This is a genomic window from Pseudomonas sp. MIL19 (assembly GCF_028680365.1).
Lineage (GTDB): Bacteria > Pseudomonadota > Gammaproteobacteria > Pseudomonadales > Pseudomonadaceae > Aquipseudomonas > Aquipseudomonas spirodelae.
On sequence record NZ_JAPPVG010000038.1, the window covers coordinates 1 to 21,842 of the forward strand.

Annotated in this window: 22 protein-coding genes and 2 tRNA genes; 17 read left to right on the plus strand and 7 right to left on the minus strand. The window is 56.9% G+C overall.

All coding sequences use genetic code 11. From position 1 onward, the window contains the following. Nucleotides 1–299 precede the first annotated feature (299 nt). The 3 genes from brnQ (at nucleotide 300) to N1078_RS17405 (ending at nucleotide 2,837) form a co-directional block, all read left to right on the plus strand. Nucleotides 300–1,613 carry a branched-chain amino acid transport system II carrier protein gene (brnQ, locus tag N1078_RS17395; protein WP_274089372.1) on the plus strand — a complete coding sequence of 438 codons (1,314 nt, stop codon included), beginning with the start codon at nucleotides 300–302 and terminating at the stop codon, nucleotides 1,611–1,613. A 100-nt stretch (nucleotides 1,614–1,713) separates the two neighbouring features. Next, nucleotides 1,714–2,448, plus strand: coding sequence for a DUF599 domain-containing protein (locus tag N1078_RS17400; RefSeq protein ID WP_274089373.1), 735 nt, complete (start codon nucleotides 1,714–1,716; stop codon nucleotides 2,446–2,448). Continuing rightward, the gene (locus N1078_RS17405) at nucleotides 2,445–2,837 is read left to right on the plus strand and encodes an MAPEG family protein (RefSeq protein ID WP_274089374.1); all 393 of its coding nucleotides are present in this window, start codon (nucleotides 2,445–2,447) and stop codon (nucleotides 2,835–2,837) included. Before N1078_RS17400 ends, N1078_RS17405 begins: the two co-directional genes overlap by 4 nt. Nucleotides 2,838–2,896: 59 nt before the next feature. Here the strand turns inward: N1078_RS17405 and N1078_RS17410 are convergent, their stop codons facing one another. Next, the gene (locus N1078_RS17410; RefSeq protein ID WP_274089375.1) at nucleotides 2,897–3,187 is read right to left on the minus strand and encodes a hypothetical protein; all 291 of its coding nucleotides are present in this window, start codon (nucleotides 3,185–3,187) and stop codon (nucleotides 2,897–2,899) included. Nucleotides 3,188–3,377: 190 nt separating this feature from the next. On the opposite strand from N1078_RS17410, the gene N1078_RS17415 reads away from it, so the two are divergent. The 4 genes from N1078_RS17415 to htpG all read left to right on the plus strand — a co-directional run bounded on the left by N1078_RS17415 (nucleotide 3,378) and on the right by htpG (nucleotide 7,591). After that, nucleotides 3,378–3,842, plus strand: a complete 465-nt coding sequence (locus N1078_RS17415; protein WP_274089376.1) for a PaaI family thioesterase — start codon at nucleotides 3,378–3,380, stop codon at nucleotides 3,840–3,842. Further along, nucleotides 3,839–4,285 carry a PaaI family thioesterase gene (locus N1078_RS17420; protein ID WP_274089377.1) on the plus strand — a complete coding sequence of 149 codons (447 nt, stop codon included), beginning with the start codon at nucleotides 3,839–3,841 and terminating at the stop codon, nucleotides 4,283–4,285. Before N1078_RS17415 ends, N1078_RS17420 begins: the two co-directional genes overlap by 4 nt. Before the next feature lie 52 nt (nucleotides 4,286–4,337). Next, complete coding sequence (locus N1078_RS17425) at nucleotides 4,338–5,588, plus strand: MFS transporter (protein ID WP_274089378.1); 1,251 nt, start codon at nucleotides 4,338–4,340, stop codon at nucleotides 5,586–5,588. Between the two features lie 98 nt (nucleotides 5,589–5,686). Next, complete coding sequence (gene htpG / locus N1078_RS17430) at nucleotides 5,687–7,591, plus strand: molecular chaperone HtpG (protein WP_274089379.1); 1,905 nt, start codon at nucleotides 5,687–5,689, stop codon at nucleotides 7,589–7,591. Nucleotides 7,592–7,770: 179 nt separating this feature from the next. Here the strand turns inward: htpG and sugE are convergent, their stop codons facing one another. Together sugE and rdgC are read right to left on the minus strand one after the other, a co-directional pair. Next, on the minus strand, nucleotides 7,771–8,085 hold the full coding sequence (gene sugE, locus N1078_RS17435) for a quaternary ammonium compound efflux SMR transporter SugE (RefSeq protein ID WP_274089380.1): 315 nt from the start codon (nucleotides 8,083–8,085) through the stop codon (nucleotides 7,771–7,773). A 124-nt stretch (nucleotides 8,086–8,209) separates the two neighbouring features. Further along, on the minus strand, nucleotides 8,210–9,130 hold the full coding sequence (gene rdgC / locus N1078_RS17440) for a recombination-associated protein RdgC (protein ID WP_274089381.1): 921 nt from the start codon (nucleotides 9,128–9,130) through the stop codon (nucleotides 8,210–8,212). Between the two features lie 264 nt (nucleotides 9,131–9,394). Here rdgC and N1078_RS17445 point away from each other — a divergent pair. The 4 genes from N1078_RS17445 (at nucleotide 9,395) to N1078_RS17460 (ending at nucleotide 11,298) form a co-directional block, all read left to right on the plus strand. After that, nucleotides 9,395–9,470: transfer RNA gene (locus N1078_RS17445), tRNA-Val, on the plus strand. Nucleotides 9,471–9,489: 19 nt separating this feature from the next. Further along, nucleotides 9,490–9,566, plus strand: a tRNA-Asp gene (locus N1078_RS17450). Nucleotides 9,567–9,764: 198 nt separating this feature from the next. Then, nucleotides 9,765–10,472: an FKBP-type peptidyl-prolyl cis-trans isomerase gene (locus N1078_RS17455; RefSeq protein ID WP_274089382.1), complete on the plus strand. Its 708-nt coding sequence runs from the start codon at nucleotides 9,765–9,767 to the stop codon at nucleotides 10,470–10,472. Nucleotides 10,473–10,842: 370 nt separating this feature from the next. Next, nucleotides 10,843–11,298: a YkvA family protein gene (locus tag N1078_RS17460; protein WP_274089383.1), complete on the plus strand. Its 456-nt coding sequence runs from the start codon at nucleotides 10,843–10,845 to the stop codon at nucleotides 11,296–11,298. 15 nt (nucleotides 11,299–11,313) lie between these two features. On the opposite strand, the gene N1078_RS17465 is transcribed toward N1078_RS17460, so the two are convergent. Further along, entirely contained in the window at nucleotides 11,314–12,036 is a 723-nt protein-coding gene (locus N1078_RS17465) for a substrate-binding periplasmic protein (protein WP_274089384.1), read from the minus strand. 134 nt (nucleotides 12,037–12,170) lie between these two features. Here N1078_RS17465 and N1078_RS17470 point away from each other — a divergent pair, with 134 nt between their 5' ends. The 3 genes from N1078_RS17470 to N1078_RS17480 are packed head-to-tail and all read left to right on the plus strand — an operon-like array spanning nucleotide 12,171 to nucleotide 13,323. Then, nucleotides 12,171–12,491, plus strand: a complete 321-nt coding sequence (locus N1078_RS17470) for a helix-turn-helix domain-containing protein (protein ID WP_274089385.1) — start codon at nucleotides 12,171–12,173, stop codon at nucleotides 12,489–12,491. Continuing rightward, a complete protein-coding gene (locus tag N1078_RS17475) occupies nucleotides 12,488–12,853 on the plus strand; it encodes a hypothetical protein (RefSeq protein ID WP_274089386.1) in 366 nt (121 codons plus the stop codon). Before N1078_RS17470 ends, N1078_RS17475 begins: the two co-directional genes overlap by 4 nt. Next, nucleotides 12,853–13,323 (plus strand): sel1 repeat family protein, encoded by a 471-nt coding sequence (locus tag N1078_RS17480; RefSeq protein ID WP_274089387.1) that lies wholly within the window; start codon nucleotides 12,853–12,855, stop codon nucleotides 13,321–13,323. Before N1078_RS17475 ends, N1078_RS17480 begins: the two co-directional genes overlap by 1 nt. A 20-nt stretch (nucleotides 13,324–13,343) precedes the next feature. Here the strand turns inward: N1078_RS17480 and N1078_RS17485 are convergent, their stop codons facing one another. Further along, complete coding sequence (locus N1078_RS17485; protein WP_274089388.1) at nucleotides 13,344–15,104, minus strand: bifunctional diguanylate cyclase/phosphodiesterase; 1,761 nt, start codon at nucleotides 15,102–15,104, stop codon at nucleotides 13,344–13,346. Between the two features lie 94 nt (nucleotides 15,105–15,198). Next, nucleotides 15,199–17,277 carry a carboxy terminal-processing peptidase gene (locus N1078_RS17490; RefSeq protein ID WP_443218120.1) on the minus strand — a complete coding sequence of 693 codons (2,079 nt, stop codon included), beginning with the start codon at nucleotides 17,275–17,277 and terminating at the stop codon, nucleotides 15,199–15,201. 128 nt (nucleotides 17,278–17,405) lie between these two features. Between N1078_RS17490 and N1078_RS17495 the strand changes: the two genes are divergently transcribed. From N1078_RS17495 to ahpF, 3 genes are all read left to right on the plus strand, one after another. Next, on the plus strand, nucleotides 17,406–18,371 hold the full coding sequence (locus N1078_RS17495; RefSeq protein WP_274089390.1) for an NAD(P)H-quinone oxidoreductase: 966 nt from the start codon (nucleotides 17,406–17,408) through the stop codon (nucleotides 18,369–18,371). Nucleotides 18,372–18,486: 115 nt separating this feature from the next. Next, nucleotides 18,487–19,050, plus strand: a complete 564-nt coding sequence (gene ahpC / locus N1078_RS17500) for an alkyl hydroperoxide reductase subunit C (protein ID WP_274089391.1) — start codon at nucleotides 18,487–18,489, stop codon at nucleotides 19,048–19,050. 164 nt (nucleotides 19,051–19,214) lie between these two features. Beyond that, nucleotides 19,215–20,768: an alkyl hydroperoxide reductase subunit F gene (gene ahpF, locus N1078_RS17505; RefSeq protein ID WP_274089392.1), complete on the plus strand. Its 1,554-nt coding sequence runs from the start codon at nucleotides 19,215–19,217 to the stop codon at nucleotides 20,766–20,768. A gap of 115 nt (nucleotides 20,769–20,883) precedes the next feature. Here the strand turns inward: ahpF and N1078_RS17510 are convergent, their stop codons facing one another. Continuing rightward, entirely contained in the window at nucleotides 20,884–21,723 is an 840-nt protein-coding gene (locus N1078_RS17510; RefSeq protein ID WP_274089393.1) for a bifunctional allantoicase/(S)-ureidoglycine aminohydrolase, read from the minus strand. Nucleotides 21,724–21,842: the final 119 nt, after the last annotated feature.

Genomic DNA, 21,842 nt, shown 5'->3' on the forward strand with positions numbered 1-21,842 from the left:
CGCGTCCGCTTAAAAATACGCGGACACCATCGCCCTTAATGCTGGAGTTCGGAAGGTGACTTGGCTGGACGCTTACGAAGTGTCGTTGAGGCGACAGCTTTTTTCATCAGCCCGACAGCCCGACCTACGCCAGTGCCGCTGGCTGAACAAATTCGTTAGGCTTGCAACTAATTAGCGCCTGTTTCGCCACAAGCGGTTCAAGGTGCTGCAGTGGCTCCGCTTAACCGGCGGGGTGACGTTTCCCCGATCCATCGGGAAACCCTCGGAACTTTAACTTTCTGCCTGTGGTATTCCCTTCTATGACACGTTTGAAAGGCTCGGATGTCCTGGCCCTCGGTTTTATGACGTTTGCGTTGTTTCTTGGCGCGGGCAACATTATTTTTCCACCCAGTGCCGGCATGGCAGCGGGTGAGAACATTGTTCCTGCAGCGCTGGGTTTTCTGCTCACGGGCGTCGGCTTGCCGTTGCTGACTATCGTTGCACTGGCGCGCGTGGGCGGCGGTATGGCACTGCTGACTGCACCGCTGGGCAAGCGTGCAGGCATTCTGTTTGCGGTGGCGGTTTACCTGGCTATAGGTCCATTGTTCGCCACGCCACGAACGGCAGTGGTGTCGTTTGAAATGGGCATCGCGCCTTTTAGTGGCGATAACAGCACCGCGTTGCTGCTCTACACCCTGGCTTACTTTGCAGCTGTGCTGTTCTTGTCTCTGAATCCAGGGCAGTTGGTCGACCGCATCGGCAAGTTCATCACTCCTGTTCTACTGGCGGCCTTGCTGGTATTGGGCGGCGCGGCGTTGCTCATCCCCGCTGGTGAGATTGGCCAAGTGTCGGCAGATTACCAGCGTGCGCCATTTGTGCAGGGCTTCCTGCAGGGGTACCTGACCATGGATACCCTGGGTGCGCTGGTGTTCGGGATTGTGATTGCTACCGCGATCCGTGACCAGGGCGTAACCGATAGCAAGCTGGTGACCCGTTACTCGGTGATTGCTGGCTTGATCGCTGCCGTTGGTCTGTCGCTGGTGTACTTGGCGCTGTTCTACCTTGGCGCAACCAGCCAGGGGATTGCCGGTGAAGCGCAGAATGGCGTGCAGGTGCTGACCGCTTATGTGCAGCACACCTTTGGTATTACTGGCAGCCTGTTGTTGGCACTCGTGATCACCCTGGCGTGTTTAACCACCGCTGTGGGCTTGCTGACCGCTTGTGGCGAGTTTTTCAGCAGCCTGTTGCCGGTTTCATATCGAACCGTGGTAATCGCGCTCGGGCTGTTCAGCTTGCTAGTCGCCAACCAAGGGTTGACCCAGTTGATCAGCTTCTCGATTCCGGTTCTCGTAGGGCTGTACCCGCTGGCAATCGTGCTCGTAGCACTGAGTCTGCTGGATGACCTGTGGTGTTCCTCGGCGCGGGTATTCCGCCCGGTTATGGCGGTAACCTTGATTTTTGGTTTGGTTGACGGTGTTGCCGCCGCTGGCGGTAAGGCCCTAATTCCGGATTTCTTCAGCGAATTGCCGCTGGCCGATCAAAGCCTTGGCTGGCTGTTGCCGGTGCTGGTTACGTTGGTGCTGGCCGTGGTGATAGACCGTGCGCTGGGTGCGCCTAAAGCAGCCTCCGTCTAAGTTCTGCTGTTTACTCAAGGCCGCTCAGTGAGCGGCCTTTTTGTTAGCCAGCTGAAAGCCAGGCCTGTCTATAATCGGCACAGGTTAACAAGGAGTTTGCATGTCGATTAGTGATTATTACCTGCCGCACCTGCTTGCTGTTCTCTGGTTTGTACTGTGTTGGGCCGGTTATACCCGTTATGCCCAGGCCAAGGGCCGCACCACACCATGCCTGGCCAGCGTGCTGCATCTGTACCGTGAAGACTGGATGCGCCGCATGCTGCTGCGCGACAACCGTATCGCCGATGCCAATGTGATTGGCAACCTGGAGCGCAATGCCTCATTTTTTGCTTCCAGCACGCTGATTATTCTCGCCGGTATTCTTACGGTGCTCGGTGCGTCTGATCGTGCTGTGTCGCTGTTGGCTGATCTGCCGTTTGTCCAGGCTGCCAGCCGCGGGCTGTCCGAGGTCAAGTTGCTGTGTTTGGGGGTGGTGTTCGTTTATGCCTTCTTCACCTTCAGTTGGTGCATGCGTCAGTACAACTTTGCGGCTGTGCTGGTGGGCTCTGCGCCGATGATTGGCGAGCGGCATGTCACCGAGCAGGAGCGCAAAGCCTTCGCAGAGCGCACTGCACGGGTGATTTCCATGGCTGCCAACCAGTTTAACCAAGGGCTGCGCGCCTATTACTTTGGTATGGCGACATTGGCTTGGTTTATCAATCCTTGGTTTTTCATGCTGGTCAGCGCAGGCGTGGTCTTTGTCTTGTACCACCGCGAGTTTCATTCCGATGTGTTGGAAGTGATGGTCTACACCCAAACCCCCGCGTTTGAATCGCCCAAGGAGAAAAGCGAATGAGCATTCCGTTCTGGTGCATTTTTATCAGCGCGCTATTGATATTTATCGCCAAAGCCCCGGTGGCTAAGGCGATGGCGAAGGAGGGGGTTGGTCGCTACGACAACCATCACCCGCGCGCTCAGCAAGGACGTCTTACGGGCTTTGGTTCGCGTGCTTTGGCAGCCCACCTGAACAGCTTTGAGGCGTTTCCGCTGTTTGCCGCCGGTGTGCTGATGGCCCATGTGACCAATAACCACGGCATCTTGGTGGATGCTCTGGCGGTGACCTTCGTGGTGGCGCGGGTGCTGTATCTGGTTTTCTACTGGGCTGACCTGCACTGGCAGCGCAGCGTGGTCTGGGTGGTTGGTCTGTTATGCAGCTTGTTGCTGATGCTCACCCCAGCGCTTTAATTGCGCCAAAAACAATAAGGCCCGCTCTAGGCGGGCCTTATTGTTTTAGCTAAACGAGGTTAGTTGCCGTCAACGGCGTCTTTAACTTCGTCGCCTGCGTCGTTCATTGCATCAGCTGCATCATTGGCAGCATCTTCAATTTTCTCGCCAGTGGTTGGCTCGGTGCCCATGACTTCATCGGCTTTCTGCTCGATGGCATCGCCAGTATCTTTAACAGCGTCACCCATTGATTCCATGGCTTCAGATGCGGATTCCTTGGCGGACTCCATTTTGTCTTCCGGGGTTTTCTCGCAAGCGGCCAGGGCAAGCATGGCGGCGAGAAGCAGGGCATAGGTGAATGGCTTTTGCACGGTTCGTACTCCTTGTAATGGGTTGATCAATACCTGGTAGCCCAAGCATAGCCATTAAACAGCGGCTTTTCGCCGAAGTTCCTTGGTCAGAAGTCGTCAGTTCGCATCAGGAGGCTGTCGCCGTGATGTCGGGGCTGCTGTCAGCGGGTATCATGCGCACCCTTTGTACAGTTGCCCAGGGTCTGAAGTCATGAGTGAGTCCCCTATTGTTGAGCGGGCGCAGCGTTTTCTATCGGTATTGCGCCATTGCCAGGTGCTGGGCATAAGCGTGCACAGTGCCGAGCCAGAAGGGCTGGTTCTGCGTTTGCCCTACAGTGAGCAGATTGTGGGAAACCCGGAAACCGGAGTGATCCACGGGGGCGCGATTACGACGCTGATGGATACCACCTGCGGTATTTCTACCGTCTGCGTCCTGCCTGAGTTTGAAATCTGCCCGACCCTGGACCTGCGCATTGACTACATGCGTCCAGCTGAGCCGAATAAAGATGTTTTCGGTTTTGCCGAGTGCTATCGGGTGACCGAGACCATCATATTTACCCGTGGTTATGCTTATCAGGACAACCCTGATGAACCCATTGCTCATGTGGTGGGCGCTTTTATGCGCATGGGCAAACCGGCCGATCTGCAGCGTCCTTCAAAGGGAGCCGGCCAATGAGTGGATTGAACCTTAACCAGCTGGTGCGTGAAGCCCATGCGCAAAATAACTACGACCCGCTGATCAGCCTGATGCCCTACGCCAAATTGCTCGGTATTGAGTGCTTGCGGATGGGCGATGACATGGTCTTTCGCCTACCCGCCAATCAGGACTGCATCGGTAATCCGACCTTGCCGGCACTGCACGGCGGGGTAATCGCCGGCTTTATGGAGCATTCGGCGATGCTTCATTTATTGATGTTTATGGGCATTCCACATTTGCCGAAAATCATCGACTTCTCGATAGATTACCTGCGCGCTGGCCTATATCGTGACACCTTCGTGCAATGCCAGGTGTGGCGGCAGGGTCGCCGGGTTGCCAACGTGGCCATCACGGCCTGGCAAACCAAGCAGGCCGAACCCATCGCCACGGCGCGCGCGCACTTTAAGGTCGATGAGCCCTAGCCGTCAGGCCAGCGCATGACGACTGACTTTTATCAACGCTAAGGAACACTGAATGGATGCGCTGCTGATTCTGGGGGGCTTGCTGCTGATACTCGCCGGATTGGTTTGGCTGGTGATGCGCGCCTTTACCACCAGCCTGCTATGGGGCTGGGCCAGTCTACTGCCACCGTTCACCTTGTTGTATGTGCTGCGTCACTGGCCTTCAGCGCGACCTGCTTTGCTTCTGTCTGGGTTGGGCATCATCCCGCTGGTGGTCGGCCTGACCCTGCTGGCCAGCCATGATGCGCAGCGTTTGGAAGCCATCCTCAGCCTGTCATGGCTCAAGCCCGAGGTGCAGGCACCCGCTGAGTTGGCCATTGATCTGCGTGGTCAGCTCAATGGCCGGCCTTTTGCGCCGCAGCAGGCCGAGTTGCTTGACGGGGTATTAAGCCTGCGTGAAGGGCAGGACTTCTTCGCCCAGAGTGAATTGGTAATTCGTCTACCGGAGATCGACAGTGGTCCGGTGCAGATTGATGTGCTGCCCGCAGATACAGGCGCATTGCCGGAAGTGGAAATCAGCTGGCTGTTGCCTGAGCAGGAATTGCCCGAAGCGCGGCGTCTAAGCCGTGGCTACACCTTGCACCTGAACTTGCAACCGGTTGCACCGAACAAGCTGGCGGGTGATTTCCATCTGGTTATGCCGGCACAATTTAAAACCACCCTAAGCGGCAAACTTGAACTGTTCCGTAATGGCCTGCGTTATCAGGGCGAGGAAGTCGATCGCCAGTTCGACTCAGTCGATACTGTCAGCTATGTCATCCATGACTATCTGGAGCGCCGTTTTGCCACTCGCCAGGTGCAGTTGCAGCCGATCGGCAGTCTGAATTTTCCTTTGCAAAGTATTGAGCTGAACGTCAGTGCGCGGATCAACGGGAACCTGCAGCAGTTACCCATCACGCTGCAAAAGCTCAAGGGGCGTGGTTGGCAGGTGGCATCTGATAACTTTGCAGCGGTACCTAGTGCTGTTATTGCGTCCGCTGCAGAAAAGCCTGAAACGCTTGTCGCTGCGCTGCCGGAGCGGGTCACTAGGCCTCTCGATCGCCGCGTGCGCTTCAGTCTTGAAGGCTTGCTGCGCAGCCCTAGTCGTTATTACGACCTCAACATGCGTGCGGTTACTGAACGCGGCAATACTGCTGAAGGGCGCTTTCAGGGCGTCGATCAGGATGAGCGGATCATCCTGCGTCAGCGCATGAATGGGCGTGGGGAGGTCAGCTACAGGCTGCTTCCGCAGGAGATTATCCGTATCGAGTTGCTCGAGCCCTGAAGCACGCCTCGGCCAAGCACTTGAAATCCCACAACATGCCCCCACCTGTATGACATCCGCCGTACTGCGGCTTCGTCAATAAAGTGGAGTAAGAGAGCATGAGTGTGGAAACTCAAAAAGAAACCCTGGGCTTCCAGACAGAGGTGAAGCAGCTGCTGCACCTTATGATCCATTCGCTGTACTCGAACAAGGAAATCTTCCTTCGCGAACTGATTTCCAACGCTTCAGACGCTACCGATAAACTGCGTTTCGAGGCTCTGGCCAAGCCCGAGCTGCTCGAAGGTGGCGCTGACTTGAAGATCCGCGTGAGCTTCGACAAAGACGCTAAAACCGTCACCCTCGAGGACAACGGCATCGGCATGAGCCGTGAAGACGCGATCACCCACCTGGGCACCATCGCCAAGTCCGGCACTGCTGACTTTATGCAGCACCTGACCGGTGACCAAAAGAAAGATTCCCACCTGATTGGTCAGTTCGGTGTGGGCTTCTATTCAGCCTTTATCGTCGCCGACAAGGTTGACGTGTACAGCCGCCGTGCCGGCAGCCCGGCCAGCGAAGGCGTGCATTGGTCGAGCAAAGGCGAGGGCGAGTTTGAAGTTGCCAGCATTGAAAAAGCCGAGCGTGGTACGCGCATCGTGCTGCACCTGAAAAGCGGTGAAGAAGAGTTCGCTGATGGCTGGCGCCTGCGCAATATCATCAAGAAATACTCCGACCACATTGCTCTGCCTATCGAACTGCCGAAAGAGCAAACCACTGCCGAAGGCGAAGAAGCGCCGGCGCTGGAGTGGGAAACGGTCAACCGTGCCAGCGCGTTGTGGACTCGTCCGCGTACCGAAATCAAGGACGAGGAATACCAAGAGTTCTACAAGCACATCGGTCACGATTTCGAAAACCCACTGAGCTGGAGCCACAACAAGGTTGAAGGCAAGCTGGAATACACCTCGCTGCTGTACACCCCGGCCCGCGCGCCGTTCGACCTGTATCAGCGCGAAGCGCCGCGTGGCCTGAAGCTTTATGTGCAGCGCGTGTTTGTCATGGATCAGGCTGAGTCGTTCCTGCCGCTGTACCTGCGCTTTATCAAGGGTGTGGTCGATTCCAACGATCTGTCGCTGAACGTCTCCCGTGAAATTCTGCAGAAAGACCCAATCATCGATTCGATGAAGTCGGCGCTGACCAAGCGCGTGTTGGACATGCTGGAGAAACTGGCGAAGAACCAGCCGGAAGAATACAAAAGCTTCTGGAAGAACTTCGGTCAGGTGCTCAAGGAAGGTCCGGCAGAAGATTTTGCCAACAAGGAGAAAATCGCCGGCTTGCTGCGTTTTGCCTCTACCCGCAGTGAAGAGGGCGAGCAAAGCGTCGGCCTGGGTGACTACATCGCGCGCATGCAGGAAGGTCAGGACAAGATCTACTACCTGACTGGCGAATCCTACGCGCAGGTGAAGAACAGTCCGCACCTGGAAGTGTTCCGCAAGAAAGGCATTGAAGTGCTGCTGCTCACCGACCGTATCGACGAGTGGCTGATGAGCTACCTCACCGACTTCGACGGTAAGCAGTTTGTCGATGTGGCCCGTGGCGATCTGGACCTTGGCAAGTTGGATTCGGAAGAAGATAAAAAAGCCCAGGAAGAAGTGGCCAAGGCTAAAGAAGGCCTGGTTGAGCGCCTGAAAACTGCGCTGGGTGAGCAGGTTGCTGAGGTGCGGGTTTCCCATCGCCTGACCGACTCACCGGCGATTCTGGCCATTGGTGAGCAGGATATGGGCCTGCAAATGCGCCAGATTCTTGAAGCCAGCGGGCAAAAGGTGCCGGACTCCAAGCCGATCTTCGAGTTCAACCCTGCGCATCCGCTGATTGAGAAGCTGGATGCTGAGGCCGATGAACAGCGTTTTACCGACCTCAGTCACATCCTGTTTGACCAGGCGGCACTGGCGGCCGGCGATAACCTGAAAGATCCAGCGGCTTATGTTCAGCGCTTGAATAAGTTGTTGGTTGAGTTGTCTGCCTGAGCGGCGCTAATACCGCAGTCTGTTAATGGCAGCAGTACTGCCGGCTTAAGTCGTTAAGGCTCGGCAGTACAGCATCCGAAAAATCCGATACCAGCTGTTCTGGTGTCGGATTTTTTTGCCTTTCAGATGGTGGTTGCTCAATGCTTGGCGAGCGACCCGCGGTCGTGTGGAGCGGTCGCTTAGTGGCTGAGTTTCAGCCCGAGCAGGCCGCAGACGATCAAGGCCACACTGACCAGGCGCAGCGGGGTCACGGCTTCGCCAAACAGAATGATGCCGGCGATCACTGTGCCGACAGCGCCTATGCCGGTCCAGATCGCATAGGCAGTGCCCAGTGGCAATTCCTTCATGGCCAAGCCCAGCAGCGCGACGCTGAAAACCATCGCGGTGACGGTTAGTAGGGTGGGGAGTGGGCGGGTAAAACCGTCGGTGTATTTCAAGCCGACAGCCCAGCCGATTTCGCATACGCCGGCCAGCAGCAAAATGATCCAGGACATAGATACCTCCATCGTTGATGCAGAGGGGCCGTCCCGTGATGGTCACTCAAAGAGTGGTGAGGTCGTCCTCACGCGTGCGCGCAGTGGAACAGTGATTTGTTCCCCTGCGCGTGCAGCATAGCGGTTAGATGCCCTGTGGGGTGTCTTCGCCGCCCAGTGCTTCGAACAACTGCGGCAGGAACTCGACCAAGGTCAGCATCATCAGGGTGAAGCTGGCGTCCTGCTGGCCAAGGTCGTCGTCGCCGCCATCCTGTTCGGCCTGATCCTGCAGTAGGTCTTCGAAGCGCAAGCGTTTGACCACCAGCTTGTCATCCAGCATGAAGGACAGTTTGTCTTGCCAGGCCAGGGACAGTTGGGTGACCTGCTTGCCAGCGGTCATATGCAGCTGGATTTCGTCGCTGGTCAGGTCCTGGCGCTTGCAGCGGACTACGCCGCCATCTTCATGGGTGTCACGCAGTTCGCATTCGTCCAGGACAGTGAAGTCGGCGGCAGCTTGTTGGGTCTTGACCCAATCGGTAAGTGTGGCGCTCGGGGCAATTTTAACGGTCAGTGGGCGGACCGGTAGCGAGCCGATGGCTTCACGCAGAGTCGATAGCAGGTCCTCTGCACGCTTGGCACTCGCCGAATCGACCAGAATCAAACCTTGCTTGGGCGCGATGGCCGCGAAGGTGGCCGACTTGCGGATAAATGCGCGCGGCAGGAAGGTCTGCACGATTTCATCTTTAAGCTGGTCGCGCTCTTTTTTGTAGACCTTACGCATCTGCTCGGCTTCGATTTCATCGACTTTTTCCTTGAGTGCGTCACGCACCACGCTGCCCGGCAGGATACGTTCCTCCTTGCGAGAAGCGATCAGCAGAAAGTCGCCGCTGACGTGAACCAGCGGTGCATCGTCGCCTTTACCGAAGGGCGCGATAAAGCCGTAGGTGCTGAGTTCCTGGCTGGCGCATGAGCGAGCCGGTTTGGCTGCCAGAGCCGTTTCCAGAGCCTCAGCATCTAAAGGGATATCTTGGGTGAGGCGATAAACCAGCAGGTTACGAAACCACATAAGGGGGTGAATCTCCATTAACTGAGTTGCCGGCGGCGGCAGGTATTACAAATCGATAGTCGCGGGTGCAGAGTCTGTTTCAGGCTGTGCAAGGCCATGCGACCCCTTAAATAACCCACACGTTTCATTCGGGGTGCATTATTCCTCCCAGCGGTGCCTAAGGCCAAGTCTGCGCTAAGCCTTTGCTGCAACAATAAAAAATTTCAAAACAGTGCTTGCCAAGGTAAGGATTGCTGTCTAGAATGCGCCCACTTCGAGAGAGAAGGGTGATTAGCTCAGCTGGGAGAGCAGCTGCCTTACAAGCAGCGGGTCGGCGGTTCGATCCCGTCATCACCCACCACTCGCTTTTGAAGTTACGCGCAGCGGTAGTTCAGTCGGTTAGAATACCGGCCTGTCACGCCGGGGGTCGCGGGTTCGAGTCCCGTCCGCTGCGCCATTTTTATCCTCGCTTCATCCCCTCTGTGACATACCGAAACGCCTCGCAATTCTTGCAAAATCCTTCCTAAAAAACACCTAAACATCTGAACTTATACGCATTTTCTGTCTCCTATCACGGTAGCCAGTGATCGTGGCGGCCTGCTAAGCTCGCGCTTTCACACCATTAGCCCTAGGGCGTACCGGACAAGGAACAAGCATGAAACAGCATCGTTTAGCAGCGGCGGTCGCCCTGGTAGGTTTGGTTCTCGCAGGTTGCGATTCGCAAACCAGCGAAATCACCCTGGAGACTCCAGCGCAGAAGGCCTCCTATGGCATCGGCCTGAATATGGGCAAAAGCCTGGCTCAGGAAGGCATGGATGACCTGGACTCCAACGCTGTGGCTCAAGGTATCGAAGATGCCATCGGCAAAAAAGAACAGCGCCTAAAAGATGAAGAGCTGATCGAAGCCTTTGCCTTCCTGCAAAAGCGTGCGGAAGAGCGCATGGTCGCCCTGAATGAAGAGTCGGCCAAGGCCGGTAAGAAGTTCCTGGAAGACAATGCCAAACGTGACGGCGTGGTCACCACTGAGTCCGGCCTGCAGTACGAAGTGGTGAAGAAGGTTGACGGCGCACAGCCAAAGGCAACCGACGTAGTGACCGTACATTACGAAGGCAAGCTGACCGATGGCAGCGTATTCGACAGCTCGGTTGAGCGCGGCAGCCCGATTGACCTGCCCGTTAACGGCGTAATCCCAGGTTGGGTTGAAGGCCTGCAGCTGATGCACGTTGGTGAGAAATACAAATTGTACATCCCAAGCGAGCTGGCTTATGGCGAGCAGAGCCCGACGCCGGCCATCCCAGCCAACTCGGTGCTGGTATTTGATCTAGAGCTGATTGCGATCAAAGATACCGCCGCTGAAGAGTAACGTTTAGCGATCTATACAGCGCCCCGTCTCGACGGGGCGTTGTCGTTTTTGTCGTTCGAAATCTGCACTTTTTGTTTGACTGACGGGTCTTAAAGGATGCATCCGGTGGTTGCGGTGTTACGGTTATGCACATTTTCTTTTGTGGCTGTAGCGGGTTAGTGTGGTTCTCTTTAATAAACCCGTTGCCATTTTTAACTTATTGATTTATATGAGATTTTAGTCTGTGGGTAAAAAATGTCCGATCTGTGGTGAGGCCGCATGGGCTGGGCGTTTGCCAGGGTTATTGAGCAATTGCTCACAAGGTTATCCACAGCTTTAGTGGATAACCTTAGCGAGACCAGTAAGGATGCGGGGTTGCCGGGAGAAGGGTATGAAAGCACCGAAAAATTTCGCGCGTTACCTGTTTTTAGCTCGGCGTTTTCTCAAGGCTGGGCGGTTACCGGCGTTGCTGTTATCTGTCGCTCGAAAGCGCGACAAGCTGGGTAATGGCTTTGCCGAATTGGCCAGTCAGTTGAAGTCGTTGCAAGCGCTTTGCTTAGCGTGGTGGCGCGGCGAGTATCGGGCTATCGACTCCCGAGCATTGCTGGCAGTGGTGGCCGCCTTGCTGTACTTCGTTACACCGCTGGATGCGATACCCGATTGGTTGTTTGGCGTTGGTCTGGTTGATGATCTGGCCGTTCTCGCTTGGGTTATGCGGACCTGGCAGGCCGAGCTGGCCGCGTTCGAGCAGTGGCTGGCAGCTCAAGCTCCAGAAATGCTGCAGATCGTCGAACGTCTACCCGAGGCAGACGAATCAGCCGACGCCATAGAAGGCACGCTGCAATGACCACGGTTGTCTGCGTTAGCTGTCGTTCAGCAGCTGCTCAATCAGCCCCTGATCACGCAGTTGTAAGAGTGCTTGATCGAGGCGCTCGGCGCTGAGCGGCAGCCGCGGGCTGTAAGTGCAATGCATGTCATAACGCTCAATCACCCAGCTGTTAATCCGCAGCGGCGCATTTGCCTGCTGATTCATCTGGTAGCGCAATGTGCGTTGCATATCGATGACCGCATTCAGGCGTTGTTTGCGCAGCAGGTTTAGACCAGCAGCGTGATCACGCAGGTTCTTGCGGTTGATCTTGTGTGTAGCGAATGCGTCCATCAACGCATGGTTATAGACATAACCCAGCTGAGTGCCCAGGTTCTTGCCATACAGGTCCTGCAGGCTATTGATTGGCGCTTGCTCGCGATGCACGAGCAGAACATCGGCTTCGCTATAAAGTGGGGCGGACCAGTGATAGCGCTCGGGGTTTTCTAGCCATTGCGGGTTGCTGTTACAGATGACGTGAATACGGCCACGCTGCATGAATTCATCAATGCGTTTGTTGGGTGTTTCAATGAACGCTGCTTGATAACCCAGCTGTTGGCTGACCCGTTGGCCTAATTCGTAGATGAAGCCGCCGTGCAATTGTTGTTCGCGCACGTCAACGTAAGGCATGCCATCAGCGCTGGCGAAACCCCACCTCAATTCGTCCGCGTTGGCCAGGCTGCTACAGCTAACGATGAGCAGTGTGAGCAGTCTGTACAAAAGATTCTCCCATGCGCGGGTGGATAAGCCAGGGGCAGTATAGATCACGCGCTTTGTGCTGCCGGGCTGTTAAGATGCCCACTTATTCTGGAGTTGCTGAGAGTGATGGAAGTGCTCTGCATGGAGAATTACAGATGAATGTGCAAGTGATCGAGCGCGATGGTGCGCCGGAGTATGCGGTGCTGCCCTGGGCGCAGTATCAAGCATTGCTACAAGCCGCTGGGCACGTCCCTGAGGTTGTCGCGCCAGTGGTTGATGAGAGCAAGCCGGCGTTGAGTGAGCTCACTGCATTGCGTGAGGCCAAAGATCTAAGCGTCGAGCAGCTGGCGCGCAATGTTGGCATCAGCCCGCATTACCTGGGCATGATTGAGAGCGGCGAGCGCCTGCCTGACGCCGCCATCCAACGTGCCCTGGCCTGGCATTTGGGCGTTGCTGGCTGGGAGTCACAATCTTGAGCGTGAGTATCAGTCGGCAGCACTGGGAAGCCTTGCTCAATGAGCTAGAGAGCGCTCAGCGCCAGCGCCATGTCGTGACCTATCGGGCAATGATTGAACGCTTGGCGTTGCCGAGCCCAGCCATGCAAACGTTAGCGGCGGCATTGGAGCATCTCGCAGCACTGGATGCGCGTGCCGATCGGCCGCTGCGCAGTGCGTTGGTCATCAGTCAGGGCGCCAGCCGCCTGCCGCGTACAGGTTTCTTCGAGTGTGTGAGCCGTCTAGGCCGCTTTAGCGGCGCTTCTGATGGTGTAGCGGCAGCTTCCTGGCATGCTGCTGAAGTGGCTCGGGTGTTCGAATTCAGTTACTCGGAAGACGTCTGATGTTCGCTGCACTACGAGCGCGTATCGGTTATCTGCTGGCGCGCCGCTTGTTCCACTGGGCTTGGCTGGTCAAGCAGCCGCGTGCCTGGCGTTGGCTGGAAGGGCAGTTTTCCCGTATGGCGAATCTGGGCGATGTCCAGGCGCAGAGTTTCTATGGGCACATCCTGCTGTTTCGTGGGCAAGGCCTAGGAGCGCGTAATGAAGGTCGGCGTTTGCTTGCCTTGGCGGCCAAGGCGGGTGATGGCAAGGCGGCCTATCAGCTCGGTGTATTGAGTTTGGCCGGTGATAGCCAATACGCCGCAGATGCTCAGCAAAGCATCCAGTGGTGGACATTGGCGGCGCAGGCGGGTCACCCGGCAGCAGCGTATCGCCTGGCTGAGTTGTACCGCAGCGGCGCTGCCGGCGTTAGCCCCGATGAGGCTCAGGCCGAGTATTTTGCAGCCTTATCGAGCCGCCTGAGCGGCTTGTAAGTCGGCAGGTAATACGTGGCTCAGGCCGCTGTTTCAGCCTGGGTGTCGATGATATGCAGGCTATAACCTGGCACTGCCTTGGCATGTCGCTTCGCTTCAGATGCCAGGGCCGCCAACTGGCTGGCATCGAGCTGTGCACATTGCTCGGGATGCAGGTGTACCACCCCCAATGACAGCGACAGTAAACCGTATTCCTGGCGTTTACCGTTGCGGTCGTGGGCGACAAAGCAGCCAGCGTGCAGGTCATCTTCGCGATAGAAGCGTCGACATTGGCTCTGGAAATCTTCCAGCAGGCGATTGAGCCGCGCGCGCCAATCCTGCGAGCCGAGTACCAGCAAAAAATCATCGCCGCCGATATGCCCGACAAAGTCCCGCGTCGGGTCGACCCGGTCATTTAAGCATTGCGCCAGACTGAGCAGCACTTCATCGCCTTTGCCATAGCCGTAGATGTCGTTGAACGGCTTAAAGTTGTCGATATCCACATAGCACACCACGGCCTCTCTGCCTTGCTGCAGTAGGCGAGTGAGGCACTGCTGAATCGGTACATTACCCGGCAGCAGGGTCAGTGGGTTGGCATAGCGAGCCTGCTGGATCTTTAGTTCAGTGATCAGCTTGAGTACATCAATCACCCGGCCCAATCCGCTATAGCAGCCGTTCTCAGTGATGATGAAGTCTTCCTCGATCCGCTGGCGAGCACGGCTGGTAAGCAGGCGGCTGACTTGTTGCAAAGACTGACTGGATTCCACAGCCAGATAGTCATCACTCATCAGACGGCTAATCGGTTTGCGCGCGTACAACTCGTTGGCAAAGGGTTTGAGCAAGGCTTCGGCCAATGAGTGGCGGTGCACAATGCCCACGGGTTGCTGGGCTTCGTTGAGTACGGCCACTGTATTGAGGTTGGCCTGAGCACGAAACATTTCCAGCACTTCGCTGGTGGGCGTACTTAACGCGACGGCTGGTTGCGTGTTGAGCAGGCTGCGCAAGTCGCTGATGTCTTCAGTCAGTACGCTACTGGAGCTGCTATTGGGCAGTAAGTTGGTAGCGTCGCACGGTGGCTGCTCCTGCGGACGGCAGAGCAGGTAGCCTTGCAGCAGGTCGACGCCCATGTCGGCTAATACGCCGAGTTCCTCGGGCAGTTCGATGCCTTCGGCAATCACTTGCGCGCGCGAGGCTTTGGCCATTTTCAGGATTGAGCCAACGAACTCGCGCTTGACCGCATCCTGATGAATGCCGTCGATAAAGTGCCGGTCAATCTTCACGTAATCCGGACGCAGCTCTGACCATAGACGCAAGCTTGAATAGCCCGCGCCGAGATCATCGAGGGCAATCGAAAATCCCATGGCACGGTAGTGGTGTAGGGCTTTGTCGAGCATGGCAAAGTCGTCGGTGGGCGATTGCTCGGTCAACTCGATCACCACCCGGCTGGGTGGAATGCCCAGGCTTTGCAGCAGTTGCAAGGTGCGTCCGGGCTGATGCTTGGGCTCCATCAGTGAGTCCGGCGAAACGTTGAGGAACAGCTTGCCTTCAAGCTTGAGCTGGCTGAAACGTTGGCAGGCATTCTTGCGGCAGAGCAGTTCCAGCTCACTTAAGCGACCCGCACTACGCGCCACTGCGAATAGGTTAATGGGCGAGTGCAGGGCGCTGTTGGATGGCCCGCGGCTAAGGGCTTCGTAGCCGAGAATGCGCCGTTCGGACAAGGAGAAAATCGGTTGAAACAGGCTATGCAGGTCGCCATTGGCGAGGATGGTGTCCAGCGCGCGGAACTGCTCGGTGACGTTCATGACGGCTCTCTGTGGCATAAAAAACGGGGACTGGCATTGCTACCAGTCCCCGCATTTCACGACAGTTTGATGACCCTTTGATGACGCCCGTGATTTACTGTTTGGCCAGGCGAGTGTTTAGGCCTAAGTAATCGAGCAGGATGCGCCCGCTTTCGGCGAGGAAGGCATCATCTTCCGGTTTAATTTTCTTGTCTTCCACCGGTAATGCATCTTCGTCTTCTTGCTTGAGCTTGTTCAGCAGCGCTTCACCTTTGGCTTTACGCCGGCTGTTTTCGATCGCCAGTTGCTGACTTTCGATGTCCGTTTGCTGGGCGCGGCGCTTCGCCTCATTGAGGCTGACGGTGGTTTCCTTCATCAGCTTTTGCGCCAGTTGCAGGCGTTCGCGGGCGAAGGTGAAGTCCGCATTTTGCGCGGTGCGCTTCTCATAGCGGCTCTGCAGTTCGGCGAGGAACGGTTTAATCGCGTCCAGCTCAGGCTTTATCGCGGGTTTGATGCTGTCCCACGGCATTGCCTCGGGCAGGGCGCTCTCACCGATTTCCTTGGTGTCCATGATGTCAGGGTACTGAATGTCCGGGATTACGCCCTGGTGCTGGGTGCTTTGCCCTGAGACGCGATAGAACTTGGCCAGGGTCAGTTTCAGCTCACCATGATTGAGCGGTTGAATGGTCTGCACAGTGCCTTTACCGAAGGTCTGACCGCCGAGGATCAGCGCGCGGTGATAGTCCTGCATGGCGCCCGCGAAAATTTCCGAAGCTGATGCTGACAGGCGATTGACCAGCACGGCCAGCGGGCCTTTGTAGTAAATGCCGGTGTTCTCATCGGCCAGTACGTCAACTCGACCATCGCTGTTGCGCACCAGTACGGTGGGGCCTTGGTCGATAAACAGCCCGGTCAGCTCGGTGGCTTCCTGCAGTGAGCCGCCGCCGTTGTTACGCAGGTCGATGACCACGCCATCAACGTTTTCTTTTTCCAGCTCGCTCAGCAGGCGTTTAACGTCACGGGTGGTGCTTTTATAGTTAGGGTCGCCAGCACGGAAGGCTTTGAAGTCCAGGTAGAAGGCTGGAATTTCAATAACACCCAGGGTGTAGTCGCGGTTCTCGTGTTTAAGGTGAAGAACCGACTTCTTCGCCGCTTGCTCTTCCAGCTTCACCGCTTCACGGGTAATGGACACAACTTTACTGGTTTGGTCGTTCGGGGCGTTGCTGGCCGGAATTACTTCCAGACGCACCTGCGAGCCTTTCGGGCCACGAATCAGTTTGACCACTTCATCCAACCGCCAGCCGATGACGTCGACCATTTCCTTGCTGCCCTGGGCAACACCGATGATCTTGTCAGCAGGGGCGATCTGCTTGCTCTTTTCTGCAGGTCCCGCCGGGACCAGGCGCACGACTTTGACGTGTTCGTTGTCGCTTTGCAGGACCGCACCAATACCTTCGAGCGAGAGGCTCATATTGATGTCGAAGTTTTCCGCGTTATCGGGCGACAGGTAAGTGGTGTGCGGGTCGTAGGACATGGCAAAGGCATTGATGTACGCCTGGAACACGTCTTCGCCACGGGTTTGCTGCAGCCGCGCGACTTGGTTTTTGTAGCGCTTGGTCAGCAATTCCTGAATCGCTTTGGGCTCTTTGCCGGCAATTTTCAGGCGCAGCACTTCATCTTTTACCCGCTTGCGCCATAGATCATCCAGTTCAGCGACGTTCTTGACCCAAGGGGCATTCTCGCGGTCGATCAGCAGGCTTTCATCGGTGTCGAAATCAATCGTGTCGACGCCTTGTTCGAGCATCGCCAAGGCGAACTGCAGGCGACCTTGCAGGCGCTCCAAGTGGCGCGTGTAGATAGCAAAGCCGGGTTGCAGATCGCCGTTCTTCAGAAAGTCGTCAAAGCGCGTGCGCCATTGGTCGAATTCCGCGATATCGCTGGCGATAAAATAGCTGCGCGAGGGGTCGAGCATCTTCAGGTAGCCCTGATAGATTTTCTCCGAGCGCTCGTCATTCAGCGGTGGCTTGTTGTAATGATGACGCTTCAACAGCTCGACGACGTTGAGGCTGGCGATCACCTGCTCGCGGTCAGGCTGCAGGTACTCCCAGGAGTTACTGGTGGTTTTCGCCGCGAGCGGCAGTGCGCTCAGGGCAAACGACAAGGCGAGGGTGGCGCTGAGTAAGGATCGCTTCATGCTGGTTCGACGTGTGGGCTGTTTATAACGCATATTAGGCCGTCTTTAATGGCGCCCGGTTCCATCGGCGCAATGCAAAAGCCCGGTGTTCAGCGCCGGGCTCGGTTTAAATGCACTATGGAGGCAGCGTGAAGGCATTGCAAGGCGTTGAAGGCCGTGTGGAATGGGTAGAACACCCAGCGCCGGCCTGTGATATTGGGGAAATTCGCATCCGTGTTGCGGCCGCCGGCCTCAACCGTGCTGACTTGTTACAGCGCGCCGGGCTCTATCCGCCGCCGCCGGGCATCACTGAGATTCTTGGGCTGGAATGCGCGGGTATTGTCAGTGAGGTGGGCGCCGGTTGCGACTGGAAAGTGGGTGACCGGGTTTGCGCACTGTTGAGCGGTGGCGGTATGGCTGAGGAGGTGGTGGTCGATGCACGCCACGCGTTGCCTGTGCCTGATGGGGTGACGCTGCATGAGGCTGCGGCATTGCCAGAGGTCTATGCCACGGCCTGGCTCAATCTGTTCCAGCTTGCAGCTCTCAAGCCCGGGCAAAAGGTGCTGTTGCATGCTGGGGCCAGCGGCGTCGGTTCGGCAGCTATTCAGTTATGCAAAGCGTTCGGCAGCCCGACGTGGGTCAGTGTCGGCTCGCCAGAGCGCTTAGCCTACTGTGAAAGCCTGGGTGCTCAGGGCGGTGTGCTGCGTGGCGAGCAACAGTTACAAGCGCTGCGCGACTTTGCGCCGTTCGATGTGATCCTCGACCCGGTAGGCGGTAGTTACGCCGCGCTTAACCTGGGCTTGCTGGCTCAGGATGGCCGCTGGGTAAATATTGGCTTACTTGGCGGGCGCCAGGCTGAGCTGGATCTTGGGCTGCTGTTGGGCAAACGCATCCAGCTGATTGGCTCGACTCTGCGCAACCGCGATGAGCAGTTCAAGGCGGATCTATTGCGTGATGTGCAGCAGTTTGTCTGGCCGCTCTTTGCCGAGGGGCGGCTTAGCCCGCAACTTCAGCAGGCGTATGCGCTCAAAGATGCCGAAGCTGCTTTTGCGTCGTTGGCGTCTAACCAGGTCAACGGCAAGCTGGTATTGGTCATAGACCCAACCTTGATTTAAAGGTGGGGTTGATTGGTTTAGTCAATCGATGCCATGGCGGCAATTAATAAGCTTTTTTTGTTTAAGGCGCTAAAATGGGCCCTGTAAATTTGTTAACCCTCAGAAGGAAGCAGAGATGAACCTCATCAACACCCAAGTTCAACCGTTCAAGGTCAACGCTTTTCACAATGGCAAGTTCATTGAAGTCACCGAAGAATCCCTGAAGGGCAAGTGGTCGGTCCTGATCTTTATGCCAGCGGCCTTTACCTTCAACTGCCCAACTGAGATTGAAGACGCCGCCAACAACTACGCTGAGTTCCAGAAAGCCGGTACCGAGGTGTACATCGTCACCACCGATACCCACTTCTCGCACAAGGTTTGGCACGAAACTTCGCCTGCAGTAGGCAAGGCTCAGTTCCCGCTGATCGGTGACCCGACTCACCAGCTGACCAATGCTTTCGGTGTGCATATCCCGGAAGAAGGCCTGGCATTGCGCGGCACGTTCCTGATCAACCCAGAAGGCGTGATCAAGACCGTTGAAATCCACTCCAACGAAATCGCCCGTGACGTTTCGGAAACCCTGCGCAAGCTGAAAGCGGCTCAGTACACCGCTGCTCATCCAGGCGAAGTGTGCCCGGCTAAGTGGAAAGAAGGCGAGAAGACCCTGGCTCCGTCGCTGGACCTGGTTGGCAAGATCTAAAAACGCTTTCAGCGCTGCCTCGCCCCGGCGGGCAGTTTGCTGAAACGGTTTTAAATCCGCTCTGCGCTTTAGGGTTGTAACCCAGCCTCTTTAGTGCCCGACGCCCGGGCGCAATCCGTCCGGGCGTTTTTGTTCCTGAATTTTGTTAAAGGGATACCTGAATCATGTTGGACGCCACGCTTAAAGCCCAATTGAAGGCCTATCTGGAAAAGGTCACTCAACCGTTCGAGATCGTCGCGTCCCTTGATGACAGCGACAAGTCCCGCGAGCTGAGTGCGCTGTTACATGACATCGTCAGCCTGACTGACAAGATCACGTTGCGTGAAGATGGCAGCGACAACCGCGTGCCGTCCTTCGCGCTGAATCGCCCGGGTGCAGATATCGGCTTGCGTTTTGCCGGCATCCCTATGGGCCATGAATTTACCTCCCTGGTGTTGGCACTGCTGCAAGTCGGCGGCCATCCGTCCAAGCTTGAAGCGGATGTGATTGAGCAGGTAAAAGGTGTTGAAGGCCAGTTCAGCTTCGAAACCTATTTCTCACTTTCCTGCCAGAACTGCCCGGATGTGGTGCAGGCACTGAACTTAATGGCCGTGCTCAACCCGAACATTCGTCATGTGGCCATCGATGGCGCGCTGTTCCAGGCCGAGGTCGAAGAGCGGCAGATCATGTCGGTGCCGAGCATCTACCTGAATGGTGAGTTGTTCAGCCAGGGCCGTATGGGCGTGGAAGAGATTCTTGCCAAGATCGACACCGGTGCAGCCAAGCGTGATGCCGAGAAGCTCAACGCCAAAGATGCATTTGATGTGCTGGTGGTTGGCGGTGGCCCAGCCGGTGCCGCAGCGGCTGTGTATGCCGCGCGCAAAGGCATCCGAACTGGTGTGGCCGCTGAGCGTTTTGGTGGACAGGTGCTCGACACCATGGCTATCGAGAACTTTATTTCGGTGCAGGAAACTGAAGGGCCGAAGTTGGTTCGCGCCCTGGAAGAGCACGTTAAGCAGTACGACGTCGACATCATGAACCTGCAGCGTGCCAGTGCCATTATTCCTGCCAAACAGGCAGGTGAGCTGCATGAAGTGCAGTTCGACAGCGGCGCCTCACTGAAAGCCAAGACGCTGATTCTCGCCACTGGTGCGCGCTGGAGAGAGATGAACGTGCCCGGCGAGCAGGAGTACCGCGGTAAAGGCGTCGCTTATTGCCCGCACTGCGATGGCCCATTGTTCAAGGGCAAGCGTGTGGCGGTGATTGGCGGGGGTAACTCCGGTGTTGAAGCCGCGATTGATCTGGCCGGCATCGTTGCTCATGTCACCCTAATCGAGTTCGACAACCAGTTACGTGCCGATGCAGTGCTGCAGAAGAAGCTCAACAGCTTGCCTAACGTGAGCATCATCAAGAGCGCGCTGACCACTGAAGTGAAAGGCGATGGTCAGAAGGTCAGCGGCCTGGTTTACCAGGATCGCACCACTGAACAGCTGCACACCGTCGAGCTGGAAGGCATCTTCGTGCAGATCGGCCTGCTGCCCAACAGTGATTGGCTCAAGGGCGTGATCGAGCTGTCGCCCCGTGGCGAGATCATTGTCGATGCCAAAGGCAGCACCAGCGTGCCGGGCATTTTCGCCGCAGGCGATGTAACCACGGTGCCTTACAAGCAGATTGTGATCGCAATTGGCGAGGGTGCCAAAGCGTCGTTGAGCGCCTTCGATCACCTGATCCGCAGCTGATATATCCCGTTTGTTGCGCTGTGCTATGCGCCGGCGCTAGCAATCGTGCCGAGTAACAGATAAAAAAACGGGCCACCTGTGAGGGTGGCCCGTTTTTTTGTACGGATTTCAGCGCTTAGCGCGGCTGGCCGGTCAGGGTTAGCGGCATATGGCGGTTCACGTCCTTGTACAGCAGGTAGCTGAACGGGCCTGGGCCGCCGGAATAGCAGGCTTGCGGGCAGAAGGCGCGCAGCCACATGAAGTCGCCGGCCTCAACCTCGACCCAGTCCTGGTTCAGGCGGTACACCGCCTTGCCTTCGAGCACGTACAGGCCGTGTTCCATCACGTGGGTCTCGGCGAATGGGATCACGCCGCCGGGCTGGAAGGTCACGATGTTGACGTGCATATCGTGGCGCATGTCGGCCATGTCGACGAAGCGGGTGGTCTTCCAAGCGCCGTCTGTGCCCGGCATCTCGATGACGGTGGCGTTGTCGCGGTGGGTGACGAACGACTCTGGCGCCGGCAGCCCTTCGACTTTCTGGTAGTGCTTGCGCAGCCAGTGGAAGGTGACGTTGGCCTTGGTGTTATTGCGCAGGCTCCACTCGGCGCCTGGCGCGAGGAAGGCGTAGCCGCCCGGTGCTAGGGTGTGCTGCTTGCCTTCGAGGGTGATGTCGATTTGGCCTTCGACCACGAACAAGACCGCTTCGGCGTTCGGGTCCAGCTCGGGGCGCTCGCTGCCGCCTTCAGGGGCGACTTCGACGATGTACTGCGAGAAGGTCTCGGCGAAACCGGTCAGCGGACGGGCGATGACCCACATGCGCATCTTGTCCCAGAACGGCAGGTGGCTGGTGACGATGTCACGCATCACCCCTTTGGGGATCACGGCATAGGCTTCGGTGAACATGGCGCGATCGGTCAGCAGTTGTTTCTGATCCGGGTGACCACCATGTGGGGCGTAGTAAGTTGTTTGGCTCATCGAGACAGGCCTCTATGGGGCGTCGGCATTAGGCCGACGGGAAAGCGAAATAAGTGAGCCGTGGCTTGGATTCCCGGCGTGGCTCTACTATAGGAACATGCGCGTGGATTCTGAAATTA